Origin of the sequence: Microbacterium sp. NPDC056057, from assembly GCF_042266945.1 — a bacterium.
GTDB lineage: Bacteria > Actinomycetota > Actinomycetes > Actinomycetales > Microbacteriaceae > Microbacterium > Microbacterium trichothecenolyticum_C.
Genome location: NZ_JBHJWS010000003.1, coordinates 680,052 through 706,447 on the forward strand (window position 1 = coordinate 680,052; position 26,396 = coordinate 706,447).

Sequence of the window (26,396 nt, forward strand, 5' to 3'; positions counted from 1 at the left end):
CGGCTCCTCGGGTGTCAGGAGGTCGGCGCGGGCGCCTCGTGGGCGTCCGCTTCGGATGAGGGCGCGTCGCCGGGCGCGGCGAGCGAGACGTGCGCGAGCACCTGGTCGCGGCGCACCTGTGCGCCGACGGCGACGTCGACGCGCACGACGCCGTCGTGCGGGGCGAGGACGGGGTGCTCCATCTTCATCGCCTCGATCGTGACGATGCGGTCGCCGGTGGCGACGGTCGCGCCGTCGGCCACGTGCACCGCGACGACCGCGCCCGGCATGGGGGCGCGCAGCTCCGGATCGGATGCCGCGGCCGCACGCTCGCGGGCCGCCAGGCGCCGCTCCATGGCGGCGCGGCGGCCGAGCGGGCGGAGGCGATGCGTCGCGCCGTCGGCGTGCACCCAGACCCATCCGTCGGCGTCGAACGCCGTGCGCGCCGGCGACGCCGTCACCGGGGTGGCAGGTGTGGTCGCGCCGGGCACCTCCAGGCGACCAGAAGCGCCACTTCCGCCGGTCGTCACGGCGTGCACGGCACCGGAGTCGTCGAGGAGCCGGACAATCGGCGGCACGGCGGGCGCGCCCGCACGCCAGCCTGCGAGCTCCCGCCATGCCACACCGCTGTGCGCAGGACGCAGGGCGCCCGTGCCGCCCGCGGCGGTCGACGCGGCTGCGCGCAGCGCTGCGGCGCTCGGCACGCCGGCGGCGTACGGCGGCATCCGGTCGATGAGGCCCGTGTCCATGTCGCCGGTCTGCACGCCCTCCTCGGCGAGCAGGGCGCGGAGGAAGCCGATGTTGGTGTCGAGCCCGAGCACGATCGTCTCGGCGAGCGCGCCGTCGAGACGCGCGAGCGCCTCCGCACGGTCGGCGCCGTGTGCGATGACCTTCGCGATCATCGGGTCGTAGTCCGCCGTCACGGCGCTCGCGGTCTCGACCGCCGAATCGGTGCGGACGCCCTCGGCAGGCCGCCACACCAGCACCTCGCCGGTGGCCGGGAGGAAACCGCGCTCCGGCGTCTCCGCGTACACACGGGCCTCGATCGCGTGGCCGTCGAGACGCACGTCGTCCTGCGAGAACGCGAGCCGCTCCCCCGCGGCGATCCGCAGCTGGTGCTCGACCAGGTCGAATCCGGTCACGAGCTCGGTGACGGGGTGCTCGACCTGCAGGCGCGTGTTCATCTCGATGAAGAAGAACTCGTCGGGACGGTCCGCTGCGACGAGGAACTCGACGGTTCCCGCCCCGCGATAGTCGACGGATGCCGCGGCCGCGCAGGCCGCCGCACCCAGGCGCGCGCGGGTGTCGGCGTCGACCGCCGGCGACGGCGCCTCCTCGATCACCTTCTGGTGGCGGCGCTGCAGCGTGCACTCGCGCTCGCCGAGGTGGACGACGCTCCCGTGCGCATCGGCGAGCACCTGCACTTCGATGTGACGCGGGCGCTCGATGAGCCGTTCGAGGAGGAGCGTGTCGTCGCCGAACGCGGCGGCGGCGACGCGGCGCGCGGTCGCGAGGGCGTCCGGCAGCTCCGCGGCCGAGCGCACCACCTGCATCCCCTTGCCGCCGCCGCCCGCCGACGGCTTCACCAGAAGGGGGAAGCCTGCGTTCTGGGCGGACGCCGTGATCTCAGCATCCGTCATCCCCGCCGCACTGAAGCCGGGCACCGTCGGCACGCCGTGCGACGCGACGTGCTCCTTCGCGCGGATCTTGTCGCCCATCACGGCGAGCGCGCGCTCGCCGGGGCCGATGAAGACGATGCCCGCCTCGGCGCAGGCGCGCGCGAACGCGACGTTCTCCGACAGGAAGCCGTAGCCGGGGTGGACGGCCTGCGCGCCGCTCGCGACGGCTGCGGCGACCACGGCGTCGATGTCGAGGTACGACTGCGCGGCCGCGGCGGGCCCGATGCGGACGGACTCGTCGGCTTCGCGCACGTGCGGCGCGGCGGCGTCCGCATCGCTGTAGACGGCGACCGAACGGATGCCGAGGCGCCGGAGCGTGCGGATCACCCGGCGGGCGATCTCGCCGCGGTTGGCGACGAGGACGGTGTCGAACCCTTCGGCGGGCTCAGGCAGGGGCATTTCGTCTCGCTTCGCTCGCTCAATGACCGGGGGCATGCTTCGCACTTCTCCCTCTCACATCCGGAAGACGCCGAAGCGCGGTTCGGGGAGCGGGGTGCGCGAGACGACGTCGAGCGCGAGGCCGAGGAGGTCCCGGGTGTCGAGCGGGTCGACCACGCCGTCGTCCCACAGCCGGGCGGTCGCGTAGTACGGGTCGCCCTGCTCCTCGTATCGGGCGCGGATCGGAGCCTCGAAGTCCGCCTGCTCCGCCGTGGACCATTCTTCGCCGCGCGCCTCCAGCTGGTCGCGCTTCACGGTCGAGAGCACGGAGGCGGCCTGGTTGCCGCCCATGACGGAGATCCGGCTCGCCGGCCATGTCCACAGGAACCGCGGGGAGTACGCGCGTCCGCACATCGAGTAGTTGCCGGCGCCGAACGACCCGCCGATGACGATGGTGAGCTTCGGCACCCGCGTGGTCGCGACGGCCGTCACCATCTTGGCGCCGTCCTTCGCGATGCCGCCCGCCTCCGCGTCGCGTCCCACCATGAAGCCCGAGATGTTCTGCAGGAACAGCAGCGGCACCCCGCGCTGGTCGCACAGCTCGATGAAGTGGGCGCCCTTCTGGGCGGACTCGCTGAACAGCACGCCGTTGTTGGCGACGATGCCGACAGGGTGCCCGTGGATGCGCGCGAAGCCGGTGACGAGCGTGTCGCCGTACTCGCGCTTGAACTCGTGCAGCTCGCTGCCGTCGACGAGCCGCGCGATCACCTCGCGCACGTCGTAGGGCTGGTTCACGTCGACCGGCACGACTCCGTACAGATCGGATGCCTCGGCCGCCGGTTCGACCGCCGGCACGATCTCCCACGCGGGTTCAGCCGGCGCCGGCAGGGTCGCGACGATGTCGCGCACGATCTCGAGCGCGTGCTCGTCGTCCTCTGCGAGGTGGTCGACGACCCCGGAGCGGCGGGCGTGCAGCTCTCCCCCGCCGAGCTCCTCGGCGGTGACGATCTCGCCGATCGCGGCCTTCACCAGGGGCGGGCCACCGAGGAAGATCGTGCCCTGGCCGCGGACGATCACCGTCTCGTCGCTCATCGCGGGCACGTAAGCACCGCCGGCGGTGCACGAGCCGAGCACGGCGGCGATCTGCGGGATGCCCGCGGCCGACAGCCGGGCCTGGTTGAAGAAGATGCGGCCGAAGTGGTCGCGGTCGGGGAACACCTCGTCCTGCATCGGCAGGAAGGCGCCGCCGGAATCGACGAGGTAGACGCAGGGCAGACGATTCTCGAGGGCGATCTCCTGCGCCCGCAGGTGCTTCTTGACGGTGAGCGGGTAGTACGTTCCGCCCTTGACCGTCGCGTCGTTGCACACCACCATCACGTGGCGTCCGTGCACCAGCCCGATCCCCGCGATCACGCCCGCGGCGGGAGCGTCGCCGTCGTAGAGGCCCTCCGCGGCGAGCGGCGCGACCTCGATGAACGGGCTCCCCTCGTCGAGCAGGCGGGTGACGCGGTCGCGCGGCAGCAGCTTGCCACGGGCGACATGCCGCTCGCGCGACGCGGCGGGTCCGCCGACGGATGCTGCGGCCAGCCGCTCGCGCAGCTTCTCGGCCAGTTCCCGCTGGGCGTCGCGCGTGCGCGCGAAGGCCTCGTCGTGCACCGCGGTGGTGCTCAGCACGCTCATCCGGATCTCCCGCGCATCTTCCTCGACGTCACGATCGGATCACGTCCGTTGTCGGGACGCGATCGGATTGGTTAGTGTTCACTAACTGAGGTTCAGGTTAGCGAGCCTTAACTGGATTTACAAGCGGAGCAGCAGATGACGAACGGTGTGACCGATCGCGATCGCGCGAAGGCCGACCGCCACGCGGCGATCCTCCACGAGGCGGCCGCCCTCTTCGCCGAACGCGGCTTCAGCGGTGTCAGTCTCGAAGACATCGGCGGAGCGGTCGGGGTCAGCGGTCCCGCCCTGTACCGCCACTTCGCCAACAAGCAGGCGCTGCTCGGCGCCATCCTCGTCGAGGTGAGCGAGCGACTGCTGGCGGGCGGGCGCACCGTGATCTCGGCTCATCACGAGGCCGCCGACCAGCTGGACGCGATCATCGCCTTCCACGTGGAGTTCGCGCTGCGCGATGCAGACGTCATCCGCGTGCAGGACCGCGATCTCGCGAGCCTCAGCGACGACGACCGCCACACCGTGCGCCGTCTGCAGCGGGAGTACGTGGAGGTGTGGATCGGCATCCTCTCCACCGTCCACCCGGAGCGCGACGAGGATGACCTCCGCGTGCGCGCGCACGCCTGCTTCGGCCTCATCAACTCGACACCCCACACCGTGCGCGCGTCGCGGTCGCGCCCCGGCGAGCGCGATGTGCGCGGCATCCTCCGCACGATGGCGCGCGCCTCGCTGACCGCCTGAGGACGGCGAGGGCCTAGTCTGGACGGACCATGACGGGGCATGGACAGCACGACGACGCCGGGGCGGGGCACGTCGACGGCACCGAGACGTCCGCTGATTCGCGTGCGCCAGAGCCGGGCGACGCCAGTTCGCGTCGGGACTTTCTGAAGCTCGGCGGAGTCGCTGCCGCCGGCTTGGTCGTGGGCGGCGCAGTGGGTGCCGCGGCCGGCGCCTCCCTCGGTCACACGATCGGATACCGCGAAGGGTCGGTCGACTTCGGCGCCGTGCCGCCGCGCTCCGAGCCCGGCTTCGACCACGTCGTCGTGCTGATGGGCGAGAACCGGTCGTTCGACAACCTCCTGGGGTGGCTCTACACGCCCGAGAACCTTCCCGAGGGCGCCACCTTCGACGGGCTCGCGTTCGGCGACTACGCCAACACGGCTCCCTCCGGCGAGCGCGTCGCCGTCCACGCCTATTCGGGGCCTACCGACGACGTGATGGCTCGGCCGGACCCGGACCCCGGCGAGGAGTTCCCGCACGTCAACACGCAGCTGTTCGGCGTCGTCGACCCGCGGGACAACGCCGCGAGCCAAGTGGGCGACATGGCCGCTCCGTTCAACGCACCGCCGTCCGGCACCGCGCCGACGATGGAGGGCTTCCTCCACGACTACTGGAACAACCTGACGCGGCTGCGCCACGGCACGGAGCCCTCGATCGACGAGGCGTCGCACATCATGGGCGGCTTCTCCCCCGAGCAGCTCCCGGTGCTGTCGACTCTCGCGAAGGGCTTCGCGGTCTTCGACGCGTGGTTCGCGGCCGTGCCGTCGCAGACGTACTGCAACCGCTCGTTCTTCCATGCGTCGACGTCGCACGGCTTCGTCACCAACAAGCACGGCGGGGGCTACGACAAGTGGCTCGACGCGGCGCCGACGCCCACGATCTTCAACCGGCTCGAAGACGCGGGCATCCCGTGGAAGGTCTACTTCGACGAGATGCAGCTGGTCTCGCTCACCGGCATCCTGCACGCTCCGGTGCTCGAGAAGTACTGGCGAACCGGCCGGTTCGGGCACATGTCGGAGTTCTTCGACGACGCGAAGGCGGGCAGGCTCCCCGCGTACGCGTTCATCGAGCCGCGGCTGGTGTACAACCACAACGACTTCCACCCGCCGTTCGGCGCGCTCCGCGAGAGCGACGTCGACGGCTCCGTGGTGGTGGACTCGGCCGTGTCGGACGTGCGCGCAGGCGAGAAGCTGGTGGCCGACGTCTACGACGCGATCAAGCAGAGCGCGACTGCGGACGGATCGAACGCGATGAACACGCTGCTGCTCATCACATTCGACGAGCACGGGGGGACGTACGACCACGTGCCCCCGCCGGCGGCGACCCCGCCTGTCGCCGACGACGGGCCTGGCGAGATGGGGTTCGCGTTCGACCGGCTCGGCGTCCGCGTTCCGACGATCGCCGTGTCGGCGTACACCCGCGCCGGCACCATCGTCCACGACGAGATGCACCACGCGGCGGTCGCCGCGACGCTCGTACGGCTGCACGGGCTGCGTCCGCTGACGCGGCGCGACGCCGAAGCGCGCGACCTGTTCTCGGTCGTGAACCTCGACACTCCCCGCGACCCGGCGAGCTGGCCCGTCGTGCACCCGATGTACGTGCCGCCCAACCCCGCCGAGGATCAGCTCACCGACCTCAAGACCGGACCCCACAAGAACAAGCCCCTCAGCCCGCCCGGACGCGGCCTGCTGGGGCTGCTGCAGGCGCGGTACGCCGCGGACGGATCCGCGGAGCCGGAGACTTACGCCGAGGCGTACGACGTGCTGCAGAGGCACGGCCTCGGACTCTTCTACCCGAAACAGGACTGACCGGCCGGCCCCCAAGGTGCCGGCCGGTCAGCGGCCTTGTCAGCGCATCAGCATGGCACGTCCCGGCTCCCGGAGGATGTCCGCGACGTCCACAAGGAAGCGCGATCCCTGCTCGCCGTCGACCAGCCGGTGATCGAACGACAGGGCGAGCGTCATGACGTCGCGCAGCGCGATCTCTCCGCGATGCTCCCAGGGCTGGCGCCGCACCGCGCCGAGGGCGAGGATGCCCGCCTCCCCGGGGTTGATGATCGGCGTCCCGGCGTCCACGCCGAACACGCCGACGTTCGTGATCGAGAACGTGCCGCCCATCATGTCGGCCGGCGACGACTTGCCCGCGCGTGCGGTCTCCGCGAGCCCTCGGATCGCGTCGGCAAGCTCGACCAGCGTCAGCTCCTGCGCGTCGCGGATGTTCGGCACCACGAGCCCCCGCCCGGTCGCCGCGGCGATCCCGAGGTTCACATAGTGGTGCTCGACGATCTCGCCCGCCTCGTCGTCCCACTTCGAGTTGAGCCCGGGGTGGCGGCCCAGCGCGAGGCACACGGCCTTCGCGGCCACGGCCATGATCCCGATCCGGTGCTCCTGCAGGTCGCGGTCGCCCTTCAGCGAGGCGATGAGCTCGCTCGTCGCGGTCACGTCGACGGTCAGGAACGTCGTGACGTGCGGCGCGGTGAAGGCGCTGCGCACCATGGCGTCCGCGGTCATGCGCCGCACCCCGCGGATCGGCGTGCGCGTCGTACGCTCCCCCGCGGCGGCCGGCATCGGCATCTCGAAGGTCTCGACGGGCTCCGCCGCAGCCGGCGCGGTCGCCGTGGCGCCCACGCGAGTCGCATAGGCCTCGACGTCGGCGCGCGTGATGACCCCGGACGCGCCGGTCGCCTCGACGAGCGCCAGGTCGATGCCCAGCTGCTTGGCGAACTGCCGCACCGGCGGTGTCGAGCGCGGTCGCTCGACCGGGCGTTCCACGACGTCGGCGAACTGGATCGCGTCGTGCGGGGCCGCCTCGAGGACGGCGGTGTCGGATGCTGCGGTCACCGAGCCCGCGACACGCGCGCGGCGCTGCGGGCGCCCGGCGCCCTGGGGCGTCGCGCCGTAGCCCACGAGGTTCGGCTCGGACTTCGCCGACTCGGCCGGCGCGCTCGCAGCCGCCTCGGGAGCGGTCGCCTGGGCTGATTCGGCAGGCGCGGGGGGCGCAGCATCCATCCCGCCGATGTCGAACGAGATCAGCACCGAGCCGACCGCGACGACATCGCCCGCTGCAGCGTGCAGCGCCGTGATGGTGCCGGCGTACGGCGACGGCAGCTCGACGACGGCCTTCGCGGTCTCGACCTCGGCGATCGTCTGGTTGAGGGTGACCGTGTCGCCGACGGCGACGAGCCACTGCACGAGCTCGGCTTCGGGGAGTCCCTCTCCGAGGTCGGGGAGCTTGAAGTCCTGCACCGCCATCAGTCCCGCACCCCGCTCAGGCTGTTCGGCCGATCCATCACGCGGTCGACGGCGTCGAGGATCCGGTCGAGGTCGGGCAGGTGGTGCTTCTCGAGCTTCGCGGGCGGGTACGGGATGTCGTGCCCGGTGACGCGCTGCGGCGCCGCCTCGAGGTAGTTGAAGCAGCGCTCGGTGACACTGGCGACCAGTTCGGCGCCGACGCCCGCCTCACGGGCGGCCTCGTGGGTGACCACGACGCGCCCCGTCTTGCGGACGGAGGCGGTCACCGTGCGGTAGTCCACCGGCGAGATCGAGCGCAGATCGATGACCTCGATCGAGACGCCGTCGTCCTCGGCGGCGGTGGCGGCATCCAGGGCCGTGAGCACCTGCGAGCCGTAGGTCAGCAGCGTGACGTCGCTGCCCTCGCGCGCCACGCGGGCCAGGCCCATCGGCGGGGCGTCCGCGAGCTGGACGTCGAGGTCGACCTCGCCCTTGGTGTGGTAGAGCCGCTTGGGCTCGAAGTACACCACCGGGTCGTCGGACGCGATCGCCTGCCGAAGCATGACATAGGCGTCCTGCGGGTTCGACACCGCGATCACGCGCAGCCCCGAGGTGTGCACGAAGTACGCCTCGGGCGACTCCGAGTGGTGCTCTGCGGCGCCCACGCCACCCGCCCACGGGATGCGGATGGTGATCGGCATCTTCACGTTGCCGCGCGTGCGGTAGTGCAGCTTCGCGACCTGGCACACGATCTGGTCGAACGCCGGGTAGACGAAGCCGTCGAACTGGATCTCGACGACGGGCCGGTAGCCGCGGAACGCGAGCCCGACGGCGGTACCCATGATGCCGGCCTCGGCGAGCGGCGTGTCGACCACGCGCTGCGCCCCGAACTGGTCGAGGAGGCCGTCGGTGATGCGGAAGACACCGCCGAGCTTTCCGATGTCCTCGCCCATGACGAGGACCTTGTCGTCGTCCGCCATCGCGCGGCGGAGTCCTTCGTTGATGGCCTTCGCCATCGTCAACTGCGTCATCGTCACACCCCCTCGGCTGCCGGGGCGAACCCGTCGAGGTACGCGCCGAACCACTCGCGCTGCTCCGCGAGGCCCGAGTGGGGCTCCGCGTAGACGTTGTCGAGCACGGTCAGCGGGTCGCGGGTCGTCGCGGTCATCGCCGCCTCGCGCACGGCCGCGGCGAGGGCATCGGCGTCGGCCTCGACGCTCGCCACGAACGCCTCGTCGAACTCACCGCGCGACCGCAGGAGTGCCTCGACGCGCGCGATCGGGTCGCGGCGGCGCCACTTCTCGACCTCTTCCTTGTCGCGGTACCGGGTCGGGTCGTCCGACGTGGTGTGCGGGCCCATGCGGTAGGTGACCGCCTCGATGAACGCGGGACCGTTGCCGCGGCGCGCGTTGTCGAGCGCCCACCGCATCGCCGCGAAGCACGCCAGCACGTCATTGCCGTCGACGCGCATGCTGGGGATGCCGAAGCCCGGGGCGCGGCCGGCGATCGGGAACTTCGCCTGCACCGTGACGGGCTCGGAGATCGCCCACTGGTTGTTGGTGCAGACGAACACGACCGGCGCGCGGAAGGAGGAGGCGAACACCATCGCCTCGTTGACGTCGCCCTGGCTCGACGCGCCGTCGCCGAAGTAGGCGACCGACACCTGGTCGGTGCCGTCGCGCTGCACGCCCATCGCGTAGCCGACCGCATGCAGCGCCTGCGCGCCGATGATGATCTGCTGCGTCGCGGTGTTGATGTCGTAGGGGTTGTAGGTCGAGTGCTCCTCGCCGCGCCACGCGAGCACGAAGTCCGCGGGCTTGCCGCCGCGGGCGTAGACGACGCCGGTCTCGCGGTAGCTCGGGAAGGCGAAGTCATCGGCGCGGAGGGCGCGGGCGGTGCCGATCTGGGTCGCCTCCTGGCCCTGGCACGGCGGCCACAGGCCCAGCTGGCCCTGCCGCTGCAGAGCGACGCCCTCGGTGTCGATGCGCCGCAGGAGAACCATGTCGCGGTACAGGCCGCGCAGTGTCGCGGCGTCGACGTCGGCCACCCAGCGATCGAGCTCGGGGTCGGCGATGCGCTCGCCGTCGGGGGTCAGCAGTCGCGCGACATCCTCGATGTCGGTGGCGAGATCCGCTGTGGGTGTCAGGGTGTGCGTCATCGTCATCACTCCTCGTTGCGGGCCCCCTCGTGAGGAGCCGCTTCGCGTGCGCCGGCCACTTCGCCGGCTGCTTCAACGGTACGTCCGCATCGCACCTCGCTCAAGCATTCGAGGACTTCTTGAGCATGTTGACAACTCACGCCCATAAAAGGCGTGCTAACGTTTCGCACTATGAGTGCCCTCGATCACGTCGACCTGGAGCTGCTGGCAGCGCTCTCCGCCGACCCGCGCGCGACCGTCGTCGCACTCGCCGAACGACTCGGCCTCTCGCGCAACACCGTCCAGGCGCGCATGTCGCGCCTGGAGAAGGCGGGGGTCTTCCTGTCGTACGAGCGAGCCATCTCGTCCGCCTCGCTCGGGTTCCCGATCGAGGCGTTCATCAGCGTCATCGTGCGTCAGGCCGATCTGCCCCGCATCGCCGTCGAACTCGCCCGCGTCCCGGAGGTCGTGCAGGCGCACGGGTTGTCCGGTCAGGTGGATCTGCTGGTGCGTGTCGCGTGCCGCGACACCCAGCACCTCTTCGACACCGACGCCCGCATCCTCGCGATCGAGGGTGTCGAGCGCACCGAGACGTCGCTCGTGATGGGCGAGGTCATCGCCCATCGCGTGACGCCGCTCATGGAGCTGGCACGACGGGAGTCGTAGCCGCGGCGCCCTTCGGGTTTCCGGTCGACGACGCGTCGGCGCGCACGAGAACCACGCCGACGAGGATCAGCGCCCCACCGACGAACTGGATGGGCGCGGGCACCTCGGCGAGGAAGATCCACGCGAACATGAGTGCGAACAGCACCTCCGAGAGCCCGACGAACGAGGCGACCCGCGAGCCGATGCGCGGGACGGCCATCACGCCCAGCGCGTAGCCCAGCGTCGTCGCGATCGCGGCCACCCAGAACAGCGGCATCCACCACGGCACCGCCACGCCTGCGAGCACCACATCGACCGCCGGCGCCTGGAAGGGCATGATGCCGGTGAGGCACAGCACACCCATGACGATCGCACCGGTGAGCAGGCCGCTGGCGGCCAGCGCGAGCGGCGGCAGGTCGTCGCCGGCCCGCTCAGAGATCACGAAGTACGCGCACACGCACACCGCGGCGGCGAGGGCGAGGAGCGTTCCGATCAGGTCGAACGAGGCGCCCGAGATGTCGACGACGAGCACCAGACCGACCATGGCGACCGCGGAGCCCCACAGCACGAGCGCCGACGGCGCTCTGCACGTGCGCACCCAGACCGCGACGACGAGCATGACCGGGGCGAGGTACTGGATCAGCAGCGCCACGGCCACCGGCATCCGCTGCATCGCCGAGAAGAAGAAGAGCTGACAGCCGAGCACCGGCATCAGCCCGAAGCCGACGATGAGCCGCCAGTGCCGCTTCAGGAAGCCGCGCTGCCGCTTGATCGCCAGGAACAGCGCGGGCGAGAGCACGAGGCCGGCGACTCCCATGCGAACCAGCAGCGCCGCCCCGAGCGACCAGCCGGCCTCGAGCAGGGGCTTCACGAAGGGACCGCTCGACGAGAACGCCAGCGCCGAGGCGACGCCCATGACGAGCCCGCTGGTGCGCATCCGCGCGTTCGCGCGGAAGGCCGCACTCGGGGCGATGATGGGAAGGGACGCGGTCGAGACGGTCATGGGCGGCATCCGGCTGTCAGGGGTGAAGTGTGCTTACACTGGTGACAGTAGCGAACGGCATGTCAGGAGTCAATATGGTTTTCATTCGTGACACGGAGCTGAGCCTCCGCGCGGCCGCCTACCTCGTCAACACGCTGCCCGGCTACGACGACGGGGACACGCTCACCACGCTCGAAGAGTTCGACGAGTACCTGATGGTGAACCCCTACACGGGGCTCATCCGGCGCGATGAGCAGGAGCTCGCCGCGATCCGAGCGATCCGCCCGCGTCTGCGGGAGCTGTGGGAGGTCGACCGCGACGGCGCCGTCCCGCTGGTCAACGAGATGCTCGCAGACGGCAGCGCATTGCCCCGCCTCGTGCGCCATGACGGCTTCGACTGGCACGTGCACGCCACGAGCGACGATGCACCGCTCGCGACCCGCATCCTCGTCGAGGCGGCGATGGCCTTCGTCGACGTCATCCGCTCCGACGAGTACGACCGCGTGCGCATCTGCTCCGCGGACGACTGCGACTCCGTCTACATCGACTACTCGAAGAACGGCTCGAAGCGCTACTGCGACACCGGCAACTGCGGCAACCGCATGAACGTCAACGCGTACCGGCGTCGGAAGGCGCGAGAAACCGCGTGATCGCGTCGGCAGCGGCGGCCGGCGTCTCGTAGTGGATGAGGTGGCCGACGTCCGGGATCTCCACGAGGTCCGCATGCGGGAACATCGTCGTGAGTTCCCGCTCGGCCTCGATGGGCGTGATGTCATCCCTCACCGCGGCGACCAGCAGCGTGGGCTGGGTGATGCGCGATGCGAACGCGCGCACGTCGTTCGACACCGACGCCACGAAGGCGTCGTGCAGCACGTCGCGGTCGGCGAAGCGTGAGAAGTACGTGTCGTGCTGATCGTGCACGAATCGACGGATGCCGGAGTCCTTGGTCTTCGCCATCGAGACGCTCATCACCCGCACGATGAGCCCGTTGCGCAGGAGGGCCTCGCCGAGCCGCTTCGGCAGCTTCGCCCCCGCCCAGTAGTAGAAGACCGCCAGCCGCGTGAGGATGCCTCGCGGACCCTCCAGCGCCGGAGCGCCGATCGGGTTGACGAGGATCACCCGCGGCGTCTCGAGGCCGCCGGCGACGGCCGCCGCGACGACGATCGAGCCGAACGAGTGCCCGAGGATCACGGCCCCCGGGGCGACGACCGCGGCGAACTCGCGGAGCCATTCGGCGTAGAGGTCGAGGTCGTGGATGCGATCGGGGACGGGCGCCGTCTCGCCGAAGCCGGGAAGGTCGGGCGAGATCACGCGCACGCTCGGCAGGTGCGCGACGACGGGCTCGAGACCGTGGTGCTCGCCGCGGAACCCGTGCACCGCGACGATCGTCACCTCGGCGTCGGCCGGACCGTAGACCCAGTACGCCGTCGTACCGCCGAGCACGGCGGCCTCGCGCCGCTCGACCGGGATCACGTCGAGGAGCGGGGCGTACGGGTTGGGCGCTGTCACCCGTCGAGTCTACGAGGACTCCCCCGGGTCCCGGCTGTGCGCGGAGCGCCTGCGCTCGGATGTCGGAGGCGACGCATACCGTGAACGGCATGAGCCGCGCGCATCCCGAACAGCTGCCGCTGTGGGATGTGCCGGACTGGGTGCGCATGGTCGGGGTGTTCGATCTCGAGACCACCGGCATCGACGTCACCGGCGATCGCATCGTGACGGCCCACGTGGGCCTGCTGGACGCCTCGGGCCGCGTCATCCGCGCCCGCGACTGGCTGGCCGATCCCGGCGTCGAGATCCCCGAGGGCGCGAGCGCGATCCACGGCATCTCCACCGAGCACGCCCGCGCGAACGGCCGACCGGCCGCCGAGGTGATCGCGGAGGTGGTCACGGCCGTCCGAGCCCTGCTCGATGCCGGCATCCCCGTCGTCGCGTACAACGCGCCGTTCGACTTCTCGCTGCTGAAGTACGAGTCGCTGCGTCACGGCGTCGCCCCGATCGAGGACCCGTCTCCCGTGATCGATCCTCTCGTGGTCGACAAGGCGTACGACCGCTGGCGCAAGGGCAAGCGCACGCTGGAGGTCGTCGCGGCGCACTACGCGGTGAGGCTGGATGCCGCGCACGAGGCATCGGCCGACGCGGTCGCTGCCGGCCGCGTCGCGCAGGCGCTCGCCGAGCGGTTCGCACCGTGGCTGCCCGACACGGTGCACGAGCTGCACACCCGCCAGATCGGCTGGGCCCGTGCCCAGGCGGAGAGCCTGACCGAGTACTTCATCCGCATCGGCAGGATCGATCCCGACGACCGTCTCGACGGTCGCTGGCCGATCCGCTGACCGGCGTCGCCCGCACGTCCCGGAAACGCAGAAGACCCCGCCGAAGCGGGGCCTTCCGGGGTGGCTGCTTACTTGGAGCCGCCGAAGTTCTTGAAGCGCTGGTTGAACTTCTCGACACGACCGGCCGAGTCCATGATGCGCTGCTTGCCCGTGTAGAACGGGTGCGAGGCCGACGAGATCTCGACGTCGATGACGGGGTACTCGACGCCGTCGAGCTCGATCGTCTTGTCGCTGGTCACCGTCGAGCGGGTGAGGAAGGTCTCGCCCGAGCCGAGGTCACGGAACACGACGGCCTGGTAGTCCGGGTGGAGGTCAGTCTTCATGATGGTCCTTTGAGGATGGTGCCCTGGATTTTGCCAGGGCGGTCAAAGTCTGGGGTGCGAATGCACCAAAGAGAGATTCTACCAGTCTCCGGCGCGGACGCCGAACCGGCCGTTCTCGGGGCTCAGTGCGCGGCGCGTGCCGCGTAGCGGCCGCCCTCCTCGCTGAGGCTGATCGGCACGCCGAACGTGTCGGTGAGCGCCTCGGCGGTGAGGGTCTCGCGGATCGGACCGGATGCCACGGCCTGGCCGTCGCGCAGCAGCAGCACGTGGGTGAATCCGATGGGGACCTCCTCGACGTGGTGCGTGACCATGATCATCGCCGGCGTCGTCGGCGCCTGTGCGTAACCGCCGAGCAGGATCAGCAGCTCTTCGCGCGCGCCCAGGTCGAGGCTGGCGGTCGGCTCGTCGAGGAGCAGCAGCTCGGGGTCGGTCATGACGGCGCGGGCGATCTGCACGCGCTTCTGCTCGCCGTCGCTGAGGGTGCCGAAGGTGCGGTCGGCGAGGTGGTCGAGCTTCCACTCCGCGAGCACGCGCAGCGCACGCCGCTCGTCGATGTCCTCGTAGTCCTCGCGCCAGCGGCCGAGCACCGAGTATGCCGCCGTCAGGACGACGTTGAGCACGGTCTCCTCCGGCGGCACGCGACGCGCCATCGCGGACGAGGCGAACCCGATCCGGGGCCGCAGTTCGAAGACGTCGGTGCGGCCGAGACGCTCGCCGAGGATGGTGACGACGCCCGAGGTGGGGTGCAGCAGCGTGTCGGCCATCTGGAGCACGGTGGTCTTGCCGGCGCCGTTGGGTCCGAGGACCACCCAGCGCTCGTCGTCGTTGATCGTCCAGTTCAGGTGGTCGACGATGTTCCGGGCGTTTCGGCGGACGACGACGTCGGAGAACTCGAGCACCTGGGGCATGCTGACAGCCTATCGGCCGCCGGAGACCACCTCCGCGTACAGCGCGGCCGTCTGGTCGGCGATGCGCCGCCAGCTGAAATCCTCCGTCGCGCGCTTCCGTCCGGCGGCGCCGTACTCTCGCGCGCGCTCCGGATCGCTCACGACCTCGGTGAGCACGCGCGCGAGATCCGACACGTACTGCTCCGGGTCTGTCGGGGTGCCCGTGCCGTCCTGCACCTGCTCGATGGGCACGAGGCGACCCGTGACACCGTCGACGACGACCTCCGGGATGCCGCCGGTGGCCGTCCCGACGACGGCGGCGCCGCAGGCCATCGCCTCGAGGTTCACGATGCCGAGCGGCTCGTAGACCGACGGGCAGACGAAGGTGGTCGCCGCGCTCAGGATCGTGCACAGCTCGTGGCGCGACAGCATCCGATCCAGCCACACCACACCCGCTCGGGTCTCCTGCAGCCCGCGGACGAGCCCTTCGACCTCAGCCATGATCTGCGGGGTGTCGGGCGCGCCGGCGGCGAGGATCACCTGCACGTCGGCGGGAAGGCGCTCGGCGGCGCGGAGGAAGTACGGCAGGCCCTTCTGCCGGGTGATGCGGCCGACGAAGACGACGGACGGCTTCGCCGGGTCGATCCCCAGCTCCGCGAGCAGAGCAGGGTCCTCGACGGGGTGCCACGCCTCGACGTCGATCCCGTTGTAGATCACGCGCACGCGCTCGGGGTCGAGTGCCGGGTAGCTGCGCAGGATGTCTTCGCGCATGCCGTTGCTCACCGCCACGATGGCCGCGGCGCCCTCGTACGCCGACTTCTCGATCCAGCTCGAGACGGCATAGCCGCCGCCGAGCTGCTCGGCCTTCCACGGGCGCAGCGGCTCGAGGCTGTGGGCGGTCACGATGTGCGGGATGCCGTGCAGCAGCGATGCGAGGTGCCCGGCGAAGTTCGCGTACCAGGTGTGACTGTGCACGACGTCGGCGCCCGCGACATCCGTCACGATCTCGAGATCCGTGCCGAGCGTCTGCACCGCGGCGTTGGCGGCGCCCAGCTCCGCCGGCGCGCCGTACGACGTGGTGCCCTCCTCGTCGCGGGCGGCGCCGAACGCGCGCACCTGGACGTCGATGCTCGAGCGGAGCGCCTTGACGAGCTCCGTCACGTGCACACCGGCGCCGCCGTAGATCTCCGGCGGGTACTCCTTGGTGACGATGTCGACTCGCATGTGTCGAACGCTAGTACACGGGCCGGAACGCGTCATAGTGTGGGTCGCATGCCAGCTGCACCCAAGGTCTTCGGAATCATCCTCGCCGGCGGCGAAGGGAAGCGGCTGATGCCGTTGACCGCGGATCGCGCCAAGCCCGCCGTCCCGTTCGGAGGCCAGTACCGGCTCATCGACTTCGCGATCTCGAACCTGATCAACTCGGGCCTGAGGCAGATCGTCGTGCTGACGCAGTACAAGTCCCACAGCCTCGACCGCCACATCTCGCAGACGTGGCGGATGTCCGCGCTCCTGGACTCCTACGTCACCTCGGTGCCGGCGCAGCAGCGCCTGGGCAAGCGCTGGTTCTCGGGATCGGCGGACGCCATCCTGCAGAGCCTCAACCTCATCAACGACGAGCAGCCCGACATCGTCGTCGTCATCGGCGCGGACCACGTCTACCGCATGGACTTCCGGCAGATGCTCGCCGCCCACATCGAATCGGGTGCGCGCGCCACGGTCGCCGGCATCCGTCAGCCGATCTCACTGGCGAACCAGTTCGGCGTGATCGACGTCGACCCCGAAGACCCGGTGCGCATCCGCGAGTTCCTCGAGAAGCCCCAGAACGCGGTGGGCCTGGCCGATGCGCCCAACCAGGTGCTCGCCTCGATGGGCAACTACATCTTCGATACCGACGCGCTCATCGAGGCCGTCGAGTCCGACGGGGAGCTGCCGACGTCGAACCACGACATGGGCGGCGACATCATCCCCTACTTCGTGGACCGCGGCGAGGCCGGCGTCTACGACATGAACCGCAACGACGTGCCGGGTTCGACCGACCGCGACCGCTACTACTGGCGTGACGTGGGGACGATCGACTCGTTCTTCGACGCGCACCGCGATCTCATCTCGACGCTTCCCGTGTTCAACCTGTACAACATGGACTGGCCGATCCACTCGCAGGCGGTCAACTCCCCGCCCGCGAAGTTCGTCCGCGACTCGGTCGGCCGCATCGGCAACGCGATCGACTCGATCGTGTCGCTCGGGTCGGTGCTGTCGGGCACCCACCTCGAGCGCAGCGTGGTGGGTCCCTGGACGCTCGCCGGCGGCGGGTCGACGATCACCGACTCGGTGCTGTTCGACCACGTGCAGGTCGGCGCGGGCGCGCGGGTGCACCGCGCGATCCTCGACAAGAACGTGGTGCTCGAGGACGGCGCCACGGTCGGCGTCGACCGCGACAAGGACCTCGCGCGCGGCTTCACGATCACCGACAGCGGCATCACCGTCGTCGGCAAGGGGTTCCGCGTCGAGCGCTGACACACGGCGGGCAGCGGCATCCGCTCCGGCTAGCGTGGGAGCATGCCTGCCGCGCCCGCCCGCTTCCTCGTCGTGCTCGACGCCGACTCCACGCTCATCCGCAACGAAGTCATCGAGCTCATCGCCGACGAAGCCGGACGCGGCGCCGAGGTCGCGGCGGCGACGGAGGCCGCGATGCGCGGCGAGGTCGATTTCGCGACGAGCCTGCGCTCCCGCGTCGAGGCCCTCGAGGGCGTGCCGGTCGCGGCGTTCGCGCGTGTGCTGGCGCGCATCGAGCCCACGCCGGGTGTCCGCGAGCTGATCGCGGCCGTGCACGAGCGCGGCGGCGCCGTGGGCGTGGTGTCGGGCGGATTCCACGAGATCCTCGACACGGTCGCCCCCGACCTCGGGGTGGACGTGTGGCGCGCCAACCGGCTCGCGACGCGGGACGGCGTGCTGAGCGGCACCGTGGACGGCGGGATCGTGGATGCTGCGGGCAAGGCCGCCGCCCTCCGCGAATGGGCCGACGAGCGCGGCGTGCCCCTCACCCGCACCCTGGCGATCGGCGACGGTGCGAACGACCTCGAGATGATGGCCGTCGCCGGTCTCGGCGTCGCCTTCAACGCGAAGCCCGCGGTGCGCGAACGCGCCGACCTCGTCGTCGGTCCGGTCGACCTCGCCGAGGTCATCCCGCTGCTGCCGTAGCGGCACCTCACGGCCCGTGCGGGGCTGTTCCGATGTCGGGCGCCGTCGGTAGCGTCGGAGCATGCACATCATCCTCGTTCCCGGGCTGTGGCTCGACGCGTCGTCGTGGGGCGACGTCGACCCCGCGCTCGAAGCCGCCGGCCACCGCACGCACGCGCTCACCATGCCGGGGGTCGGCGCCTCCGGCACGGAGTCCGCGGGCATCGGCATCGCCGACTGGATCGCGGCGACGGTCGCGCAGATCGATCGCCTCGACGGACCCGTCGTGCTCGTCGGTCATTCGGGCGGAGGCAACGTCGCCTACGGCGCCGTCGATGCGCGGCCCGACCGCATCGCCCGGGTCGTCTTCCTCGACACGTTCCCGCCCGGCGACGGCGGCTCCATCTCCGAGTTCCCCGTCGTCGACGGTGTCATCCCCTTCCCCGGCTGGGACTTCTTCGACGAGCCCGACATCGCCGACCTCGACCCGCAGACGCGGGCGGAGGCCGCGGCGCGCGCGAAGTCCGTGCCCGAGCGGGTGCCCACCGATCCGATCCGGCTCACCGATGAGCGACGGCGCGCCGTCCCGGCGACGATGATCACCGGCACCGTGCCCGAGGCGCAGATCCGCGAGATCATCGCGGCGGCACCGCCCTGGGCGGCCGAGCTCGCCGCCCTCGAGCACCTCGACATCGTCGAGCTCGGCTCCCCCGGAGACCCGACGGGCCACTGGCCGCAGTTCTCACGGCCGGGCGCCGTCGCCGAGGCGATCCTGCAGGCGATCGCCTGAGAACGCCGACGTCGCGCACGGCGCTGCGGTCAGTGCCCCATGCCGAGGCCGCCGTCGACCGGGATCACGGCGCCGGAGATGTAGGCCGCGTCGTCCGAGGCGATCCACGTCACGACGCCGGCCACCTCGTCGGGGGACGCGAAGCGCCCGGCGGGGATGTTCTTCTTGTACTCGGCCTGCGTGTCGTCCGAGAGCTCGGCCGTCATGTCGGTCTCGATGAATCCAGGAGCCACGACGTTCGCCGTGATCCCGCGGGCACCGAGCTCGCGGGTGAGCGAGCGCGCGAACCCGACGAGGGCGCTCTTCGAGGCGGCGTAGTTGATCTGACCGGCCGAGCCGTACAGCCCGACGACGCTCGAGATCAGCACGACGCGGCCCCAGCGGGCGCGCAGCATCCCCTTGGACGCGCGCTTGACGACGCGGAAGGCGCCGCCGAGGTTGGTCGAGACGACGCTGTCGAAGTCGTCCTCGGTCATGCGCAGCAGGAGGGTGTCCTTCGTGATGCCGGCGTTCGCGACGACGATCTCGACCGGGCCCAGCGTGTTCTCGACCTCGGTGAAGGCGGCGTCGACGGCTGCGGCATCCGTCACATCCGCCCGCACCGTGAGGGTGCCCTCGGGACCCTCACCGGAGCGCGCGGTGACGGCGACCTTGTAGCCCTCGGCGACGAAGCGCTCCGCGATGGCGCGGCCGATGCCGCGGTTTCCGCCGGTGACGAGGACGACGCGATCGGTGGACATGGTGGCACTCCCGGGGGTTGTGGCGGATCCGCACCAGCCTACCGGCGGCGCCCCGACCGGCCGGCGTGTTTGACACCCCCGCCGCGGCGCTGGGACTCTGGTCCCAGACATCGAAGAAAGGCCGCCCCGTGAGCGACAACACCCCGCAGAACCCCGCACCGGAGCCGGGCTCGTACCCGCCGGTTCCACCCGCTCCGGCGGCGGATCAGCCCGCCCAGCCCGCTCCGGGCGCCTACCCGCCGCCCGCTCAGGGGGCCTATCCGCCGCCCGCCTACGGCTCGCCCGCGGGCAGTGCGCCCGCCTACGGTGCCGCTCCGGCGTACGGCTCCGCTCCCGCGTACGGCGCTGCCCCCGGCTACGGCTACGGCGCGCCCGCGAAGACGAACACGCTGGCGATCGTGTCGCTGATCGCGTCGATCTCGGCCTTCGTCATCCTGCCGTTCATCGGCTCGGTCGTGGGCGTGATCACCGGCCACATGTCGCTCAACCAGCTCAAGACGAACGGCGAGCAGGGGCGCGGAATGGCGCTGGCCGGCACCATCGTCGGCTGGGTGGGACTGGGGCTCGCGATCCTCGGGACCATCGCGGCGATCCTGTTCTTCTCCTTCCTCGTGGGGATGTACGGGCAGTACGGCACGTACTCCTGAATCCGCTCGCCCCGGGACCGGTTCCCGGGGCGATCATGCGGTGCAACCGGCGTACCCTGGAAGTACCGTGAAGAGTTCCAGCCACGCCCCGTCGGCGACCTCCCTGCCGCGTTCCCCGCGCGACGATGTCGACGCGCGCTCGACCCGGTATCTGATCACGATGGGCATCCGCGTCGCGTGCTTCATCCTCATGGTGGTCATCACGCCGTACGGCTGGTACACGTGGCTCTTCGGCGCCGCGGCGATCTTCCTGCCGTACATCGCAGTCGTCTCCGCGAACGTCGGCCAGGAGGCCCGGCGCAACCGCCGCGAGGATCCCGAGCCCGCGCTTCCCGCCACGCCCACGACCGCTGCGACCGGAACCCCGGTGATCCGCATCGAGGAGACCCGGGCGATCCCGGCGGACGACAAGCGCACGGACGAGAAGCCCACCGACGAGGCGGACCCGACCGCATGAGCGACGCCGGACCCGACCAGGTCGCCGACGCGGTCTGCTCGCGCGCAGGTTGCCGCGCCGCCGCTCGCTGGCGCATCGACTGGCGCAATCCCCGCATCCACGCCGAGGACCGCCGCAAGACCTGGGTGGCGTGCGACGAGCACGTGGGATACCTCCGCGAGTTCCTCGCCGCACGCGACTTCCCGGTGACGGTCGCCCCGCTCGCCCCGACGGAGGCCGCCCGATGAGCCCCCGCTCCGTGAGCATGCAGAGCCTCCCTCGCGCGGGCCGCTGGGCGATCTACATCGCCCTTGCCGTCGTGTTCGCGATCGCGTGCGCCTTCCTGTCGAACTGGCAGTTCACGCGCAACCAGGAGCGCTCCGGACAGCTCGCGCTCGTCGCCGAGAACTACGACGCCGTCCCGGTGCCGCTGGCCGAGCTCCTCCCCGCCGACGGCGACTTCTCGCCCGGTGACGAATGGCACCCGGTGACCCTGACCGGCACGTACCTGACCGACGAACAGCTCCTGGTGCGCAACCGCCCGCACGGCGGAACCTCGGCCTTCGAGGTGCTCGTTCCCTTCCGCCTCGACGACGGCCGCGTGCTGCTGGTCGACCGCGGGTGGGTGCCGCCGGGCCAGGACCAGCCCGTCCCCGACGCGATCCCCGCTCCCCCGTCCGGCGAGGCGACCGTGATCGTTCGCCTGCGCCCGGGCGAGGCCCTGCCGTCGTCGGGTCGCTCGGCGCCCGAGGGACAGGTCCCCACGATCAACCTCGGCCTCGTCGCCGACACGATCTCGCCCAGCGCCGGCGAGGCCCTCGAGCAGAGCGCCTACGGCGTCATGGTGTCGGAGGACCCGGCACCGGCGACCGCGCCCACCGCCCTCGAGCCCCCGTCGGACGACCCCGGGCCTCACCTCTCGTACGCGATCCAGTGGATCCTGTTCGCGGTGATGGGCTTCGTCTTCATCGGCTACGTCATCCGCACGGAGCGCCGGCACCGTCGCGAGGATGCGGAGGATGCCCAGTCGGCGGAAGGCGGAACGGATGCCTCGGCTCCCGCGCCGCCGGCACCGCGCCGTCGCCGCGACCGCGACGCCGAAGACGAAGACGCGCTGCTCGACGCCGCCGGCCGCTGAGCCCGACTCGTCGCCGGCGGGCTACGCGAGGGTGACGGGTTTCGATACACCGCGACTGAAGCCGCGGTTACTCAACCACCGTGCTTCTTGATCACGCAAGCGTGACCAGGTCCGCGTAGTCGCGGCCCCAGATGTCTTCGACGCCGTCGGGGAGGATGAGCACGCGCTCGGGGTTGAGCGCCTCGACGGCGCCCTCGTCGTGCGACACGAGCACGACCGCGCCCTCGTAGTGGGCGAGCGCGCCGAGGATCTCCTCGCGCGACGCGGGGTCGAGGTTGTTCGTGGGCTCGTCGAGCAGCAGCATGTTCGCCGACGACACGACGAGGGTCGCGAGCGACAGGCGCGTCTTCTCGCCGCCGGAGAGCACGCCGGCGGGCTTCAGCACGTCGTCGCCGGTGAACAGGAACGATCCGAGCACCTTGCGGGCGTCGGTGGCGGTGATGTCGGGCGCCGCCGACATCATGTTCTCGAGCACCGAGCGCGATACGTCGAGGTTCTCGTGCTCCTGGGCGTAGTAGCCGATCTTGAGGCCGTGGCCGGGCTCGAGCTGCCCGGTGTCGGGCTGGTCGACCCCGGCGAGGATGCGCAGCAGCGTCGTCTTTCCGGCACCGTTCAGGCCGAGGATGACGACCTTCGAGCCGCGATCGATCGCGAGGTCGACGTCGGTGAAGATCTCGAGCGAGCCGTAGGACTTGGAGAGACCCGAGGCCATGAGCGGCGTCTTGCCGCAGGGCGCCGGCTTCGGGAACCGCAGCTTCGCGACGCGCTCCTCCTGGCGCACTTCGTCGAGGCCCGCGAGCATCTTCTCGGCGCGCGCCACCATCTGGTGGGCCGCGGCGGCCTTCGAGGCCTTGGCGCCGAACCGGGCCGCCTGCTGCTGCAGGACGGTGGCCTTCTTCTCGACGTTGGCGCGCTCCTTCTTGCGGCGCTCCTCGTCGGCCACCCGCTGGCGCAGGTAGTTCTTCCAGTTCATGTTGTAGACATCGATGACCTGGCGGTTCGCGTCGAGGTAGAAGACGCGGTTGACCGTCTCGCCGACGAGCTCGACATCGTGCGAGATCACGATGAGCCCGCCCTTGTAGCCCTTGAGGAACTCGCGCAGCCACACGACGCTGTCGGCGTCGAGGTGGTTCGTGGGCTCGTCGAGGATCATCGTCTGCGCGTCCGAGAACAGGATGCGCGCGAGCTCGATCCGGCGGCGCTGACCACCCGACAGGGTCTTCAGCGGCTGGTCGAGGATGCGGTCCGGCAGCGAGAGGTTGTGGGCGATGGACGCCGCCTCGGCCTCGGCCGCGTAGCCGCCGAGCGCCTCGAAGCGCTCGGTGAGGTTCGCATACTTGCGCATCGCCTTCGCGGCGACCGCCTCGTCGCCGTCCCCCATCGCGAGGGATGCCTCGTGCATGCCGATCGCGAGCGAGCCGAGGCCGCGGGCATCGAGGATGCGCGTGCGGGCCAGCATCTCGGGATCGCCCGAGCGGGGATCCTGCGGCAGGTAGCCCAGTTCGCCCGAGCGCTCGACCTTGCCGTCCGCGGGGATGAGATCGCCCGCGAGGACCTTGGTCAGCGTCGTCTTGCCGGCGCCGTTGCGGCCGACGAGACCGATCTTGTCGCCGTCGGAGACGCGGAAGGAGACGTCCGACATGAGCACGCGGGCGCCCACGCGGATCTCGAGGTCGTGCACGGCGAGCACAGCGGAAGTCCGATCCGTCGATGGGGATGGGGAGGTGGCCGAACGGCCAGCCTCCCAGTATACGGGGCCGCCTTCGTCGGCGTTCGCCGGAATACCTCCGCAGAGGGACCCGGTCGATACCGCAGAGGGATGCCCCGGGCGACACCGCGCGCATACCGTGCCCGGGTGGATGTCATCTCCGACCTCGTGCTGCAAGCCGTCGCCTCCCCGTGGCTGTACCTGGCGATGTTCGCCGTCGCGGTGATCGACGGGTTCTTCCCGCCCGTGCCGAGCGAGACGGTGCTCGTCGCGTCGGCGGCGGTGGCGGCATCCACCGGCCGTCCTGATCTGGTCGCGCTGGGCCTCGTCGCCGCCGCGGGAGCAGCGGCCGGCGACAACATCGCCTTCGCCGTCGGGCGGCGCACGGGGAGCGCGAGGTTCGCGTGGATGCGGCGGCCCCGCGTCGCCGGAGCACTCGCCCGGGCCGGTGCCGCGCTCGACCGCCGGGGCGCCGGGCTCATCCTCGGAGCGCGCTTCATTCCGGTGGGACGCGTGGCCGTCAACCTCTCCGCCGGCGCGCTCGCCTATCCGTGGCGGCGGTTCGCGCTGCTCAGCGTGGCGGCGGGGCTGTGCTGGGCCGCGTACAGCATCGCCATCGGGCTGCTCGCCGGCGCCTGGCTGAAGGATCAGCCGCTGCTGAGCGCGACGCTCGGCGTCGTGCTCGCCGTGGGTATCGGGCTTGTCGTGGACCGACTGCTCGCGGTTCGCGCACGCCGGGTCGCGGCATCCGCGTGAACGTCGACGACTGACAGGATGACTTCGTGCGCGACACCTCCTCCCCCGTGACGTCCGGATCCCGGACGCGCCGCAGACCGAGCACCGAGGCCATCGCCTTCGGCGCACTGGCGCTCGCGGCGGTCGCGCTCTTCTCCGTGCTCGTGCCCGTGCACATCGCGCTGTACCTCCAGCCCGCGCCCCTCGCCTTCGTGTTCGGGGCGATCCTGTGCGCCTCCCCGCTCGTGGCCGTGCGGTTCCCGCGCTGGTCGATCGCGATGTCCACCGTGGCGGCCGTCGCCCTGCCTCTGCCCGTCGGCGCGCCCACGACGACCTGGCCGTGGCCATGGTCCGTGCCGGCCATGCTCGCCTTCATCCTCGTCGTCGGCGTCCTCGCGATCCTGCACGGCTGGCGGGTCGCGTTGGTCGCCTGGCTCCTCGGCATCGGCGGCCCCCTCGCGCTCGTCATCGCGCTGGCCGCAATGATGCCCGTGGTGGCGGGGATCGTGAATCTCGTCATCGTCACGTCGGTGTCGGGCGCCGCCCTGCTCATCGCGGTGCTCGCGGCCAGCCGTCTGCGCGTGGGCGCCGAGCTCACCCGCGAACGCGAGCTGAGCGCCCTCGAGCAGTCGCGGCGCGTCCTCGTCGAGGAGCGCACGCGCATCGCCCGCGAGCTGCACGACGTCGTCGCGCACGGTATGTCGCTCATCCAGGTGCAGGCGTCGACGGCCCGGTACCGCGTGCCCGGGCTGCCGGACGAAGCGGTGCAGGATTTCGACGAGATCGCCCGGACGGCGCGCGAAGGGCTCACCGAGATGCGGCGGCTCCTGGGGGTGCTCCGCACCGAGGATCAGCAGGCCGACCTCGCGCCGCAGCAAGGGCTGCGCGACATCCCGGATCTCGTGCAGGCGCTGCGACGCGCCGGCGCCGAGATCGACGCCGCTCTCGCCCCGGTGCCTGCGGCTGTGCCGAGCGCGGTGGACATCGCCGCCTTCCGCATCGTGCAGGAGGCGCTGAGCAACGCGGTGCGGCATGCTCCGCAGGCACCGATCGAGCTGGCCGTCCAGGCGGATGCCGCCACCCTGCGCCTCCGCGTCCGCAACGCTCCGTCGAGCGAGGCACCGAGCCCCGACGCTTCCACGCAGCGAGGACACGGCCTCCTCGGTATGCGCGAGCGCGCGACGCTCGTCGGGGGCACCGTGAGCGCGAGCGCCGACGCCGACGGTGGATGGACCGTGCGCGCCGCGCTCCCCCTCGCCCCGCCCCCGCCCCACCCGACGCCAGGAGGCGCAGCGTGACCATCAGTGTTCTCATCGCGGACGACCAGGCGATGGTGCGGGCGGGATTCGCCGCCCTCCTCGCCGCGCAGGACGACATCCGCGTCGTCGGCCAGGCCGCAGATGGGAAGGAGGCGGTGACGCTGTCGGCGCGTCTCGACCCCGATGTCGTGCTGATGGACGTGCGGATGCCCGAACTCGACGGCATCGCCGCGACGCGACGGATCCTGGGTCCGGACTACCCCGCCGCCCACGTCCCGCGGATCCTGATGCTGACCACGTTCGACATCGACGACTACGTGTACGACGCCCTCGAGGCGGGTGCGAGCGGGTTCCTCCTGAAGGACGCCCTCCCGGAGGACCTCGTGCACGCCGTGCGCGTCGTCGCCGCGGGGGACGCGCTGCTCGCACCGAGCGTGACACGGCGCATGATCGAGCACTTCGCCGCTCGCCGGCCCCGTGCCGGTCGCGCCGGCGCGGCTCTGCGCGAGCTCACCGAGCGCGAGCGCGAGGTGCTCACCCTCATCGGCCGCGGGCGCTCGAACGCCGAGATCGCCGCGGACCTGTTCATCTCGGAGCAGACCGTGAAGACGCACGTCGGCAAAGTGCTCGCCAAGCTCGGCGCGCGCGACCGCGTCCAGGCCGTGATCTTCGCCTACGACGCAGGGCTGGTCGAGCCCGCCCCCTGATCCCTCCACGGGGTGATGCCACGACGGCACCGGGG

27 protein-coding genes are annotated in these 26,396 nt (G+C 71.2%); 15 read left to right on the plus strand and 12 right to left on the minus strand.

Features of this window, described 5'->3' with window-relative positions; genetic code table 11:
- Positions 1–14: 14 nt before the first annotated feature.
- Both ACFC1K_RS15125 and ACFC1K_RS15130 read right to left on the minus strand, forming a co-directional pair.
- Positions 15–2,057 (minus strand): acetyl/propionyl/methylcrotonyl-CoA carboxylase subunit alpha, encoded by a 2,043-nt coding sequence (locus tag ACFC1K_RS15125; protein ID WP_375872228.1) that lies wholly within the window; start codon positions 2,055–2,057, stop codon positions 15–17.
- Positions 2,058–2,111: 54 nt separating this feature from the next.
- Positions 2,112–3,716, minus strand: coding sequence for a carboxyl transferase domain-containing protein (locus tag ACFC1K_RS15130; RefSeq protein ID WP_375872229.1), 1,605 nt, complete (start codon positions 3,714–3,716; stop codon positions 2,112–2,114).
- 135 nt (positions 3,717–3,851) lie between these two features.
- On the opposite strand from ACFC1K_RS15130, the gene ACFC1K_RS15135 reads away from it, so the two are divergent.
- Positions 3,852–4,448 (plus strand): TetR/AcrR family transcriptional regulator, encoded by a 597-nt coding sequence (locus tag ACFC1K_RS15135; RefSeq protein ID WP_375872230.1) that lies wholly within the window; start codon positions 3,852–3,854, stop codon positions 4,446–4,448.
- 29 nt (positions 4,449–4,477) lie between these two features.
- On the plus strand, positions 4,478–6,295 hold the full coding sequence (locus tag ACFC1K_RS15140) for an alkaline phosphatase family protein (protein WP_375872231.1): 1,818 nt from the start codon (positions 4,478–4,480) through the stop codon (positions 6,293–6,295).
- Between the two features lie 39 nt (positions 6,296–6,334).
- Here ACFC1K_RS15140 and ACFC1K_RS15145 read toward each other — a convergent pair whose 3' ends face one another.
- Genes ACFC1K_RS15145 through pdhA form a run of 3 tightly spaced genes read right to left on the minus strand, consistent with a single transcriptional unit; the run spans position 6,335 to position 9,881 of the window.
- Positions 6,335–7,738: a dihydrolipoamide acetyltransferase family protein gene (locus tag ACFC1K_RS15145; protein ID WP_375872232.1), complete on the minus strand. Its 1,404-nt coding sequence runs from the start codon at positions 7,736–7,738 to the stop codon at positions 6,335–6,337.
- On the minus strand, positions 7,738–8,748 hold the full coding sequence (locus ACFC1K_RS15150; protein WP_310246342.1) for an alpha-ketoacid dehydrogenase subunit beta: 1,011 nt from the start codon (positions 8,746–8,748) through the stop codon (positions 7,738–7,740). The genes ACFC1K_RS15145 and ACFC1K_RS15150 overlap by 1 nt, the downstream gene beginning before the upstream one ends.
- 2 nt (positions 8,749–8,750) lie before the next feature.
- Positions 8,751–9,881 carry a pyruvate dehydrogenase (acetyl-transferring) E1 component subunit alpha gene (pdhA, locus tag ACFC1K_RS15155; protein ID WP_375872233.1) on the minus strand — a complete coding sequence of 377 codons (1,131 nt, stop codon included), beginning with the start codon at positions 9,879–9,881 and terminating at the stop codon, positions 8,751–8,753.
- A 165-nt stretch (positions 9,882–10,046) separates the two neighbouring features.
- On the opposite strand from pdhA, the gene ACFC1K_RS15160 reads away from it, so the two are divergent.
- The gene (locus tag ACFC1K_RS15160; protein ID WP_045302332.1) at positions 10,047–10,520 is read left to right on the plus strand and encodes an Lrp/AsnC family transcriptional regulator; all 474 of its coding nucleotides are present in this window, start codon (positions 10,047–10,049) and stop codon (positions 10,518–10,520) included.
- On the opposite strand, the gene ACFC1K_RS15165 is transcribed toward ACFC1K_RS15160, so the two are convergent.
- Complete coding sequence (locus ACFC1K_RS15165) at positions 10,492–11,502, minus strand: DMT family transporter (protein WP_375872234.1); 1,011 nt, start codon at positions 11,500–11,502, stop codon at positions 10,492–10,494. The two genes, ACFC1K_RS15160 and ACFC1K_RS15165, sit on opposite strands and share 29 nt — an antisense overlap.
- A gap of 74 nt (positions 11,503–11,576) precedes the next feature.
- On the opposite strand from ACFC1K_RS15165, the gene ACFC1K_RS15170 reads away from it, so the two are divergent.
- Positions 11,577–12,131: a CGNR zinc finger domain-containing protein gene (locus ACFC1K_RS15170; RefSeq protein WP_310290570.1), complete on the plus strand. Its 555-nt coding sequence runs from the start codon at positions 11,577–11,579 to the stop codon at positions 12,129–12,131.
- Here ACFC1K_RS15170 and ACFC1K_RS15175 read toward each other — a convergent pair.
- The gene (locus ACFC1K_RS15175) at positions 12,091–12,990 is read right to left on the minus strand and encodes an alpha/beta fold hydrolase (RefSeq protein WP_375872235.1); all 900 of its coding nucleotides are present in this window, start codon (positions 12,988–12,990) and stop codon (positions 12,091–12,093) included. The two genes, ACFC1K_RS15170 and ACFC1K_RS15175, sit on opposite strands and share 41 nt — an antisense overlap.
- A gap of 89 nt (positions 12,991–13,079) precedes the next feature.
- Here ACFC1K_RS15175 and ACFC1K_RS15180 point away from each other — a divergent pair, with 89 nt between their 5' ends.
- Positions 13,080–13,811 carry a 3'-5' exonuclease gene (locus ACFC1K_RS15180; protein ID WP_310290564.1) on the plus strand — a complete coding sequence of 244 codons (732 nt, stop codon included), beginning with the start codon at positions 13,080–13,082 and terminating at the stop codon, positions 13,809–13,811.
- Between the two features lie 68 nt (positions 13,812–13,879).
- On the opposite strand, the gene ACFC1K_RS15185 is transcribed toward ACFC1K_RS15180, so the two are convergent.
- The 3 genes from ACFC1K_RS15185 to glgA form a co-directional block, all read right to left on the minus strand.
- Positions 13,880–14,134 carry a type B 50S ribosomal protein L31 gene (locus ACFC1K_RS15185; RefSeq protein WP_045302322.1) on the minus strand — a complete coding sequence of 85 codons (255 nt, stop codon included), beginning with the start codon at positions 14,132–14,134 and terminating at the stop codon, positions 13,880–13,882.
- Positions 14,135–14,256: 122 nt separating this feature from the next.
- Complete coding sequence (locus ACFC1K_RS15190; RefSeq protein ID WP_310290562.1) at positions 14,257–15,042, minus strand: ABC transporter ATP-binding protein; 786 nt, start codon at positions 15,040–15,042, stop codon at positions 14,257–14,259.
- A 9-nt stretch (positions 15,043–15,051) separates the two neighbouring features.
- Positions 15,052–16,245 (minus strand): glycogen synthase, encoded by a 1,194-nt coding sequence (gene glgA, locus ACFC1K_RS15195; RefSeq protein ID WP_375872236.1) that lies wholly within the window; start codon positions 16,243–16,245, stop codon positions 15,052–15,054.
- Between the two features lie 48 nt (positions 16,246–16,293).
- Here glgA and ACFC1K_RS15200 point away from each other — a divergent pair, with 48 nt between their 5' ends.
- The 3 genes from ACFC1K_RS15200 (at position 16,294) to ACFC1K_RS15210 (ending at position 18,991) form a co-directional block, all read left to right on the plus strand.
- Entirely contained in the window at positions 16,294–17,538 is a 1,245-nt protein-coding gene (locus ACFC1K_RS15200) for a glucose-1-phosphate adenylyltransferase (RefSeq protein ID WP_375872237.1), read from the plus strand.
- Positions 17,539–17,580: 42 nt separating this feature from the next.
- A complete protein-coding gene (gene serB / locus ACFC1K_RS15205) occupies positions 17,581–18,222 on the plus strand; it encodes a phosphoserine phosphatase SerB (RefSeq protein ID WP_375872238.1) in 642 nt (213 codons plus the stop codon).
- Between the two features lie 61 nt (positions 18,223–18,283).
- Entirely contained in the window at positions 18,284–18,991 is a 708-nt protein-coding gene (locus tag ACFC1K_RS15210) for an alpha/beta fold hydrolase (RefSeq protein WP_375872239.1), read from the plus strand.
- A 29-nt stretch (positions 18,992–19,020) separates the two neighbouring features.
- On the opposite strand, the gene fabG is transcribed toward ACFC1K_RS15210, so the two are convergent.
- Positions 19,021–19,731 carry a 3-oxoacyl-ACP reductase FabG gene (gene fabG, locus ACFC1K_RS15215; RefSeq protein ID WP_056367180.1) on the minus strand — a complete coding sequence of 237 codons (711 nt, stop codon included), beginning with the start codon at positions 19,729–19,731 and terminating at the stop codon, positions 19,021–19,023.
- A gap of 128 nt (positions 19,732–19,859) precedes the next feature.
- On the opposite strand from fabG, the gene ACFC1K_RS15220 reads away from it, so the two are divergent.
- From ACFC1K_RS15220 to ACFC1K_RS15235, 4 genes are all read left to right on the plus strand, one after another.
- Positions 19,860–20,378, plus strand: coding sequence for a DUF4190 domain-containing protein (locus ACFC1K_RS15220; protein ID WP_375872240.1), 519 nt, complete (start codon positions 19,860–19,862; stop codon positions 20,376–20,378).
- 67 nt (positions 20,379–20,445) lie between these two features.
- Entirely contained in the window at positions 20,446–20,835 is a 390-nt protein-coding gene (locus ACFC1K_RS15225) for a DUF3099 domain-containing protein (protein WP_310290546.1), read from the plus strand.
- Positions 20,832–21,062, plus strand: coding sequence for a hypothetical protein (locus ACFC1K_RS15230; RefSeq protein ID WP_310290541.1), 231 nt, complete (start codon positions 20,832–20,834; stop codon positions 21,060–21,062). Before ACFC1K_RS15225 ends, ACFC1K_RS15230 begins: the two co-directional genes overlap by 4 nt.
- Positions 21,059–21,952: an SURF1 family protein gene (locus ACFC1K_RS15235; protein WP_375872241.1), complete on the plus strand. Its 894-nt coding sequence runs from the start codon at positions 21,059–21,061 to the stop codon at positions 21,950–21,952. Before ACFC1K_RS15230 ends, ACFC1K_RS15235 begins: the two co-directional genes overlap by 4 nt.
- Positions 21,953–22,043: 91 nt before the next feature.
- Here the strand turns inward: ACFC1K_RS15235 and ACFC1K_RS15240 are convergent, their stop codons facing one another.
- On the minus strand, positions 22,044–23,642 hold the full coding sequence (locus ACFC1K_RS15240) for an ABC-F family ATP-binding cassette domain-containing protein (RefSeq protein WP_310290535.1): 1,599 nt from the start codon (positions 23,640–23,642) through the stop codon (positions 22,044–22,046).
- 165 nt (positions 23,643–23,807) lie between these two features.
- Here ACFC1K_RS15240 and ACFC1K_RS15245 point away from each other — a divergent pair, with 165 nt between their 5' ends.
- Genes ACFC1K_RS15245 through ACFC1K_RS15255 form a run of 3 tightly spaced genes read left to right on the plus strand, consistent with a single transcriptional unit; the run spans position 23,808 to position 26,361 of the window.
- A complete protein-coding gene (locus ACFC1K_RS15245) occupies positions 23,808–24,416 on the plus strand; it encodes a DedA family protein (RefSeq protein ID WP_375872242.1) in 609 nt (202 codons plus the stop codon).
- 26 nt (positions 24,417–24,442) lie between these two features.
- Positions 24,443–25,693, plus strand: a complete 1,251-nt coding sequence (locus ACFC1K_RS15250) for a histidine kinase (RefSeq protein ID WP_375872243.1) — start codon at positions 24,443–24,445, stop codon at positions 25,691–25,693.
- On the plus strand, positions 25,690–26,361 hold the full coding sequence (locus tag ACFC1K_RS15255) for a response regulator (RefSeq protein WP_375872244.1): 672 nt from the start codon (positions 25,690–25,692) through the stop codon (positions 26,359–26,361). Before ACFC1K_RS15250 ends, ACFC1K_RS15255 begins: the two co-directional genes overlap by 4 nt.
- Positions 26,362–26,396: the final 35 nt, after the last annotated feature.

Coding starts and splice junctions, on each gene's coding strand:
- ACFC1K_RS15125 (WP_375872228.1), bottom strand. CDS start 2,057: ATGCCCCTGCCTGAGCCCGCCGAAGGGTTCGACACCGTCCTCGTCGCC.
- ACFC1K_RS15130 (WP_375872229.1), bottom strand. CDS start 3,716: ATGAGCGTGCTGAGCACCACCGCGGTGCACGACGAGGCCTTCGCGCGC.
- ACFC1K_RS15135 (WP_375872230.1), top strand. CDS start 3,852: ATGACGAACGGTGTGACCGATCGCGATCGCGCGAAGGCCGACCGCCAC.
- ACFC1K_RS15140 (WP_375872231.1), top strand. CDS start 4,478: ATGACGGGGCATGGACAGCACGACGACGCCGGGGCGGGGCACGTCGAC.
- ACFC1K_RS15145 (WP_375872232.1), bottom strand. CDS start 7,738: ATGGCGGTGCAGGACTTCAAGCTCCCCGACCTCGGAGAGGGACTCCCC.
- ACFC1K_RS15150 (WP_310246342.1), bottom strand. CDS start 8,748: ATGACGCAGTTGACGATGGCGAAGGCCATCAACGAAGGACTCCGCCGC.
- pdhA (WP_375872233.1), bottom strand. CDS start 9,881: ATGACGATGACGCACACCCTGACACCCACAGCGGATCTCGCCACCGAC.
- ACFC1K_RS15160 (WP_045302332.1), top strand. CDS start 10,047: ATGAGTGCCCTCGATCACGTCGACCTGGAGCTGCTGGCAGCGCTCTCC.
- ACFC1K_RS15165 (WP_375872234.1), bottom strand. CDS start 11,502: ATGACCGTCTCGACCGCGTCCCTTCCCATCATCGCCCCGAGTGCGGCC.
- ACFC1K_RS15170 (WP_310290570.1), top strand. CDS start 11,577: ATGGTTTTCATTCGTGACACGGAGCTGAGCCTCCGCGCGGCCGCCTAC.
- ACFC1K_RS15180 (WP_310290564.1), top strand. CDS start 13,080: ATGAGCCGCGCGCATCCCGAACAGCTGCCGCTGTGGGATGTGCCGGAC.
- ACFC1K_RS15185 (WP_045302322.1), bottom strand. CDS start 14,134: ATGAAGACTGACCTCCACCCGGACTACCAGGCCGTCGTGTTCCGTGAC.
- ACFC1K_RS15190 (WP_310290562.1), bottom strand. CDS start 15,042: ATGCCCCAGGTGCTCGAGTTCTCCGACGTCGTCGTCCGCCGAAACGCC.
- glgA (WP_375872236.1), bottom strand. CDS start 16,245: ATGCGAGTCGACATCGTCACCAAGGAGTACCCGCCGGAGATCTACGGC.
- ACFC1K_RS15200 (WP_375872237.1), top strand. CDS start 16,294: ATGCCAGCTGCACCCAAGGTCTTCGGAATCATCCTCGCCGGCGGCGAA.
- serB (WP_375872238.1), top strand. CDS start 17,581: ATGCCTGCCGCGCCCGCCCGCTTCCTCGTCGTGCTCGACGCCGACTCC.
- ACFC1K_RS15210 (WP_375872239.1), top strand. CDS start 18,284: ATGCACATCATCCTCGTTCCCGGGCTGTGGCTCGACGCGTCGTCGTGG.
- fabG (WP_056367180.1), bottom strand. CDS start 19,731: ATGTCCACCGATCGCGTCGTCCTCGTCACCGGCGGAAACCGCGGCATC.
- ACFC1K_RS15230 (WP_310290541.1), top strand. CDS start 20,832: ATGAGCGACGCCGGACCCGACCAGGTCGCCGACGCGGTCTGCTCGCGC.
- ACFC1K_RS15235 (WP_375872241.1), top strand. CDS start 21,059: ATGAGCCCCCGCTCCGTGAGCATGCAGAGCCTCCCTCGCGCGGGCCGC.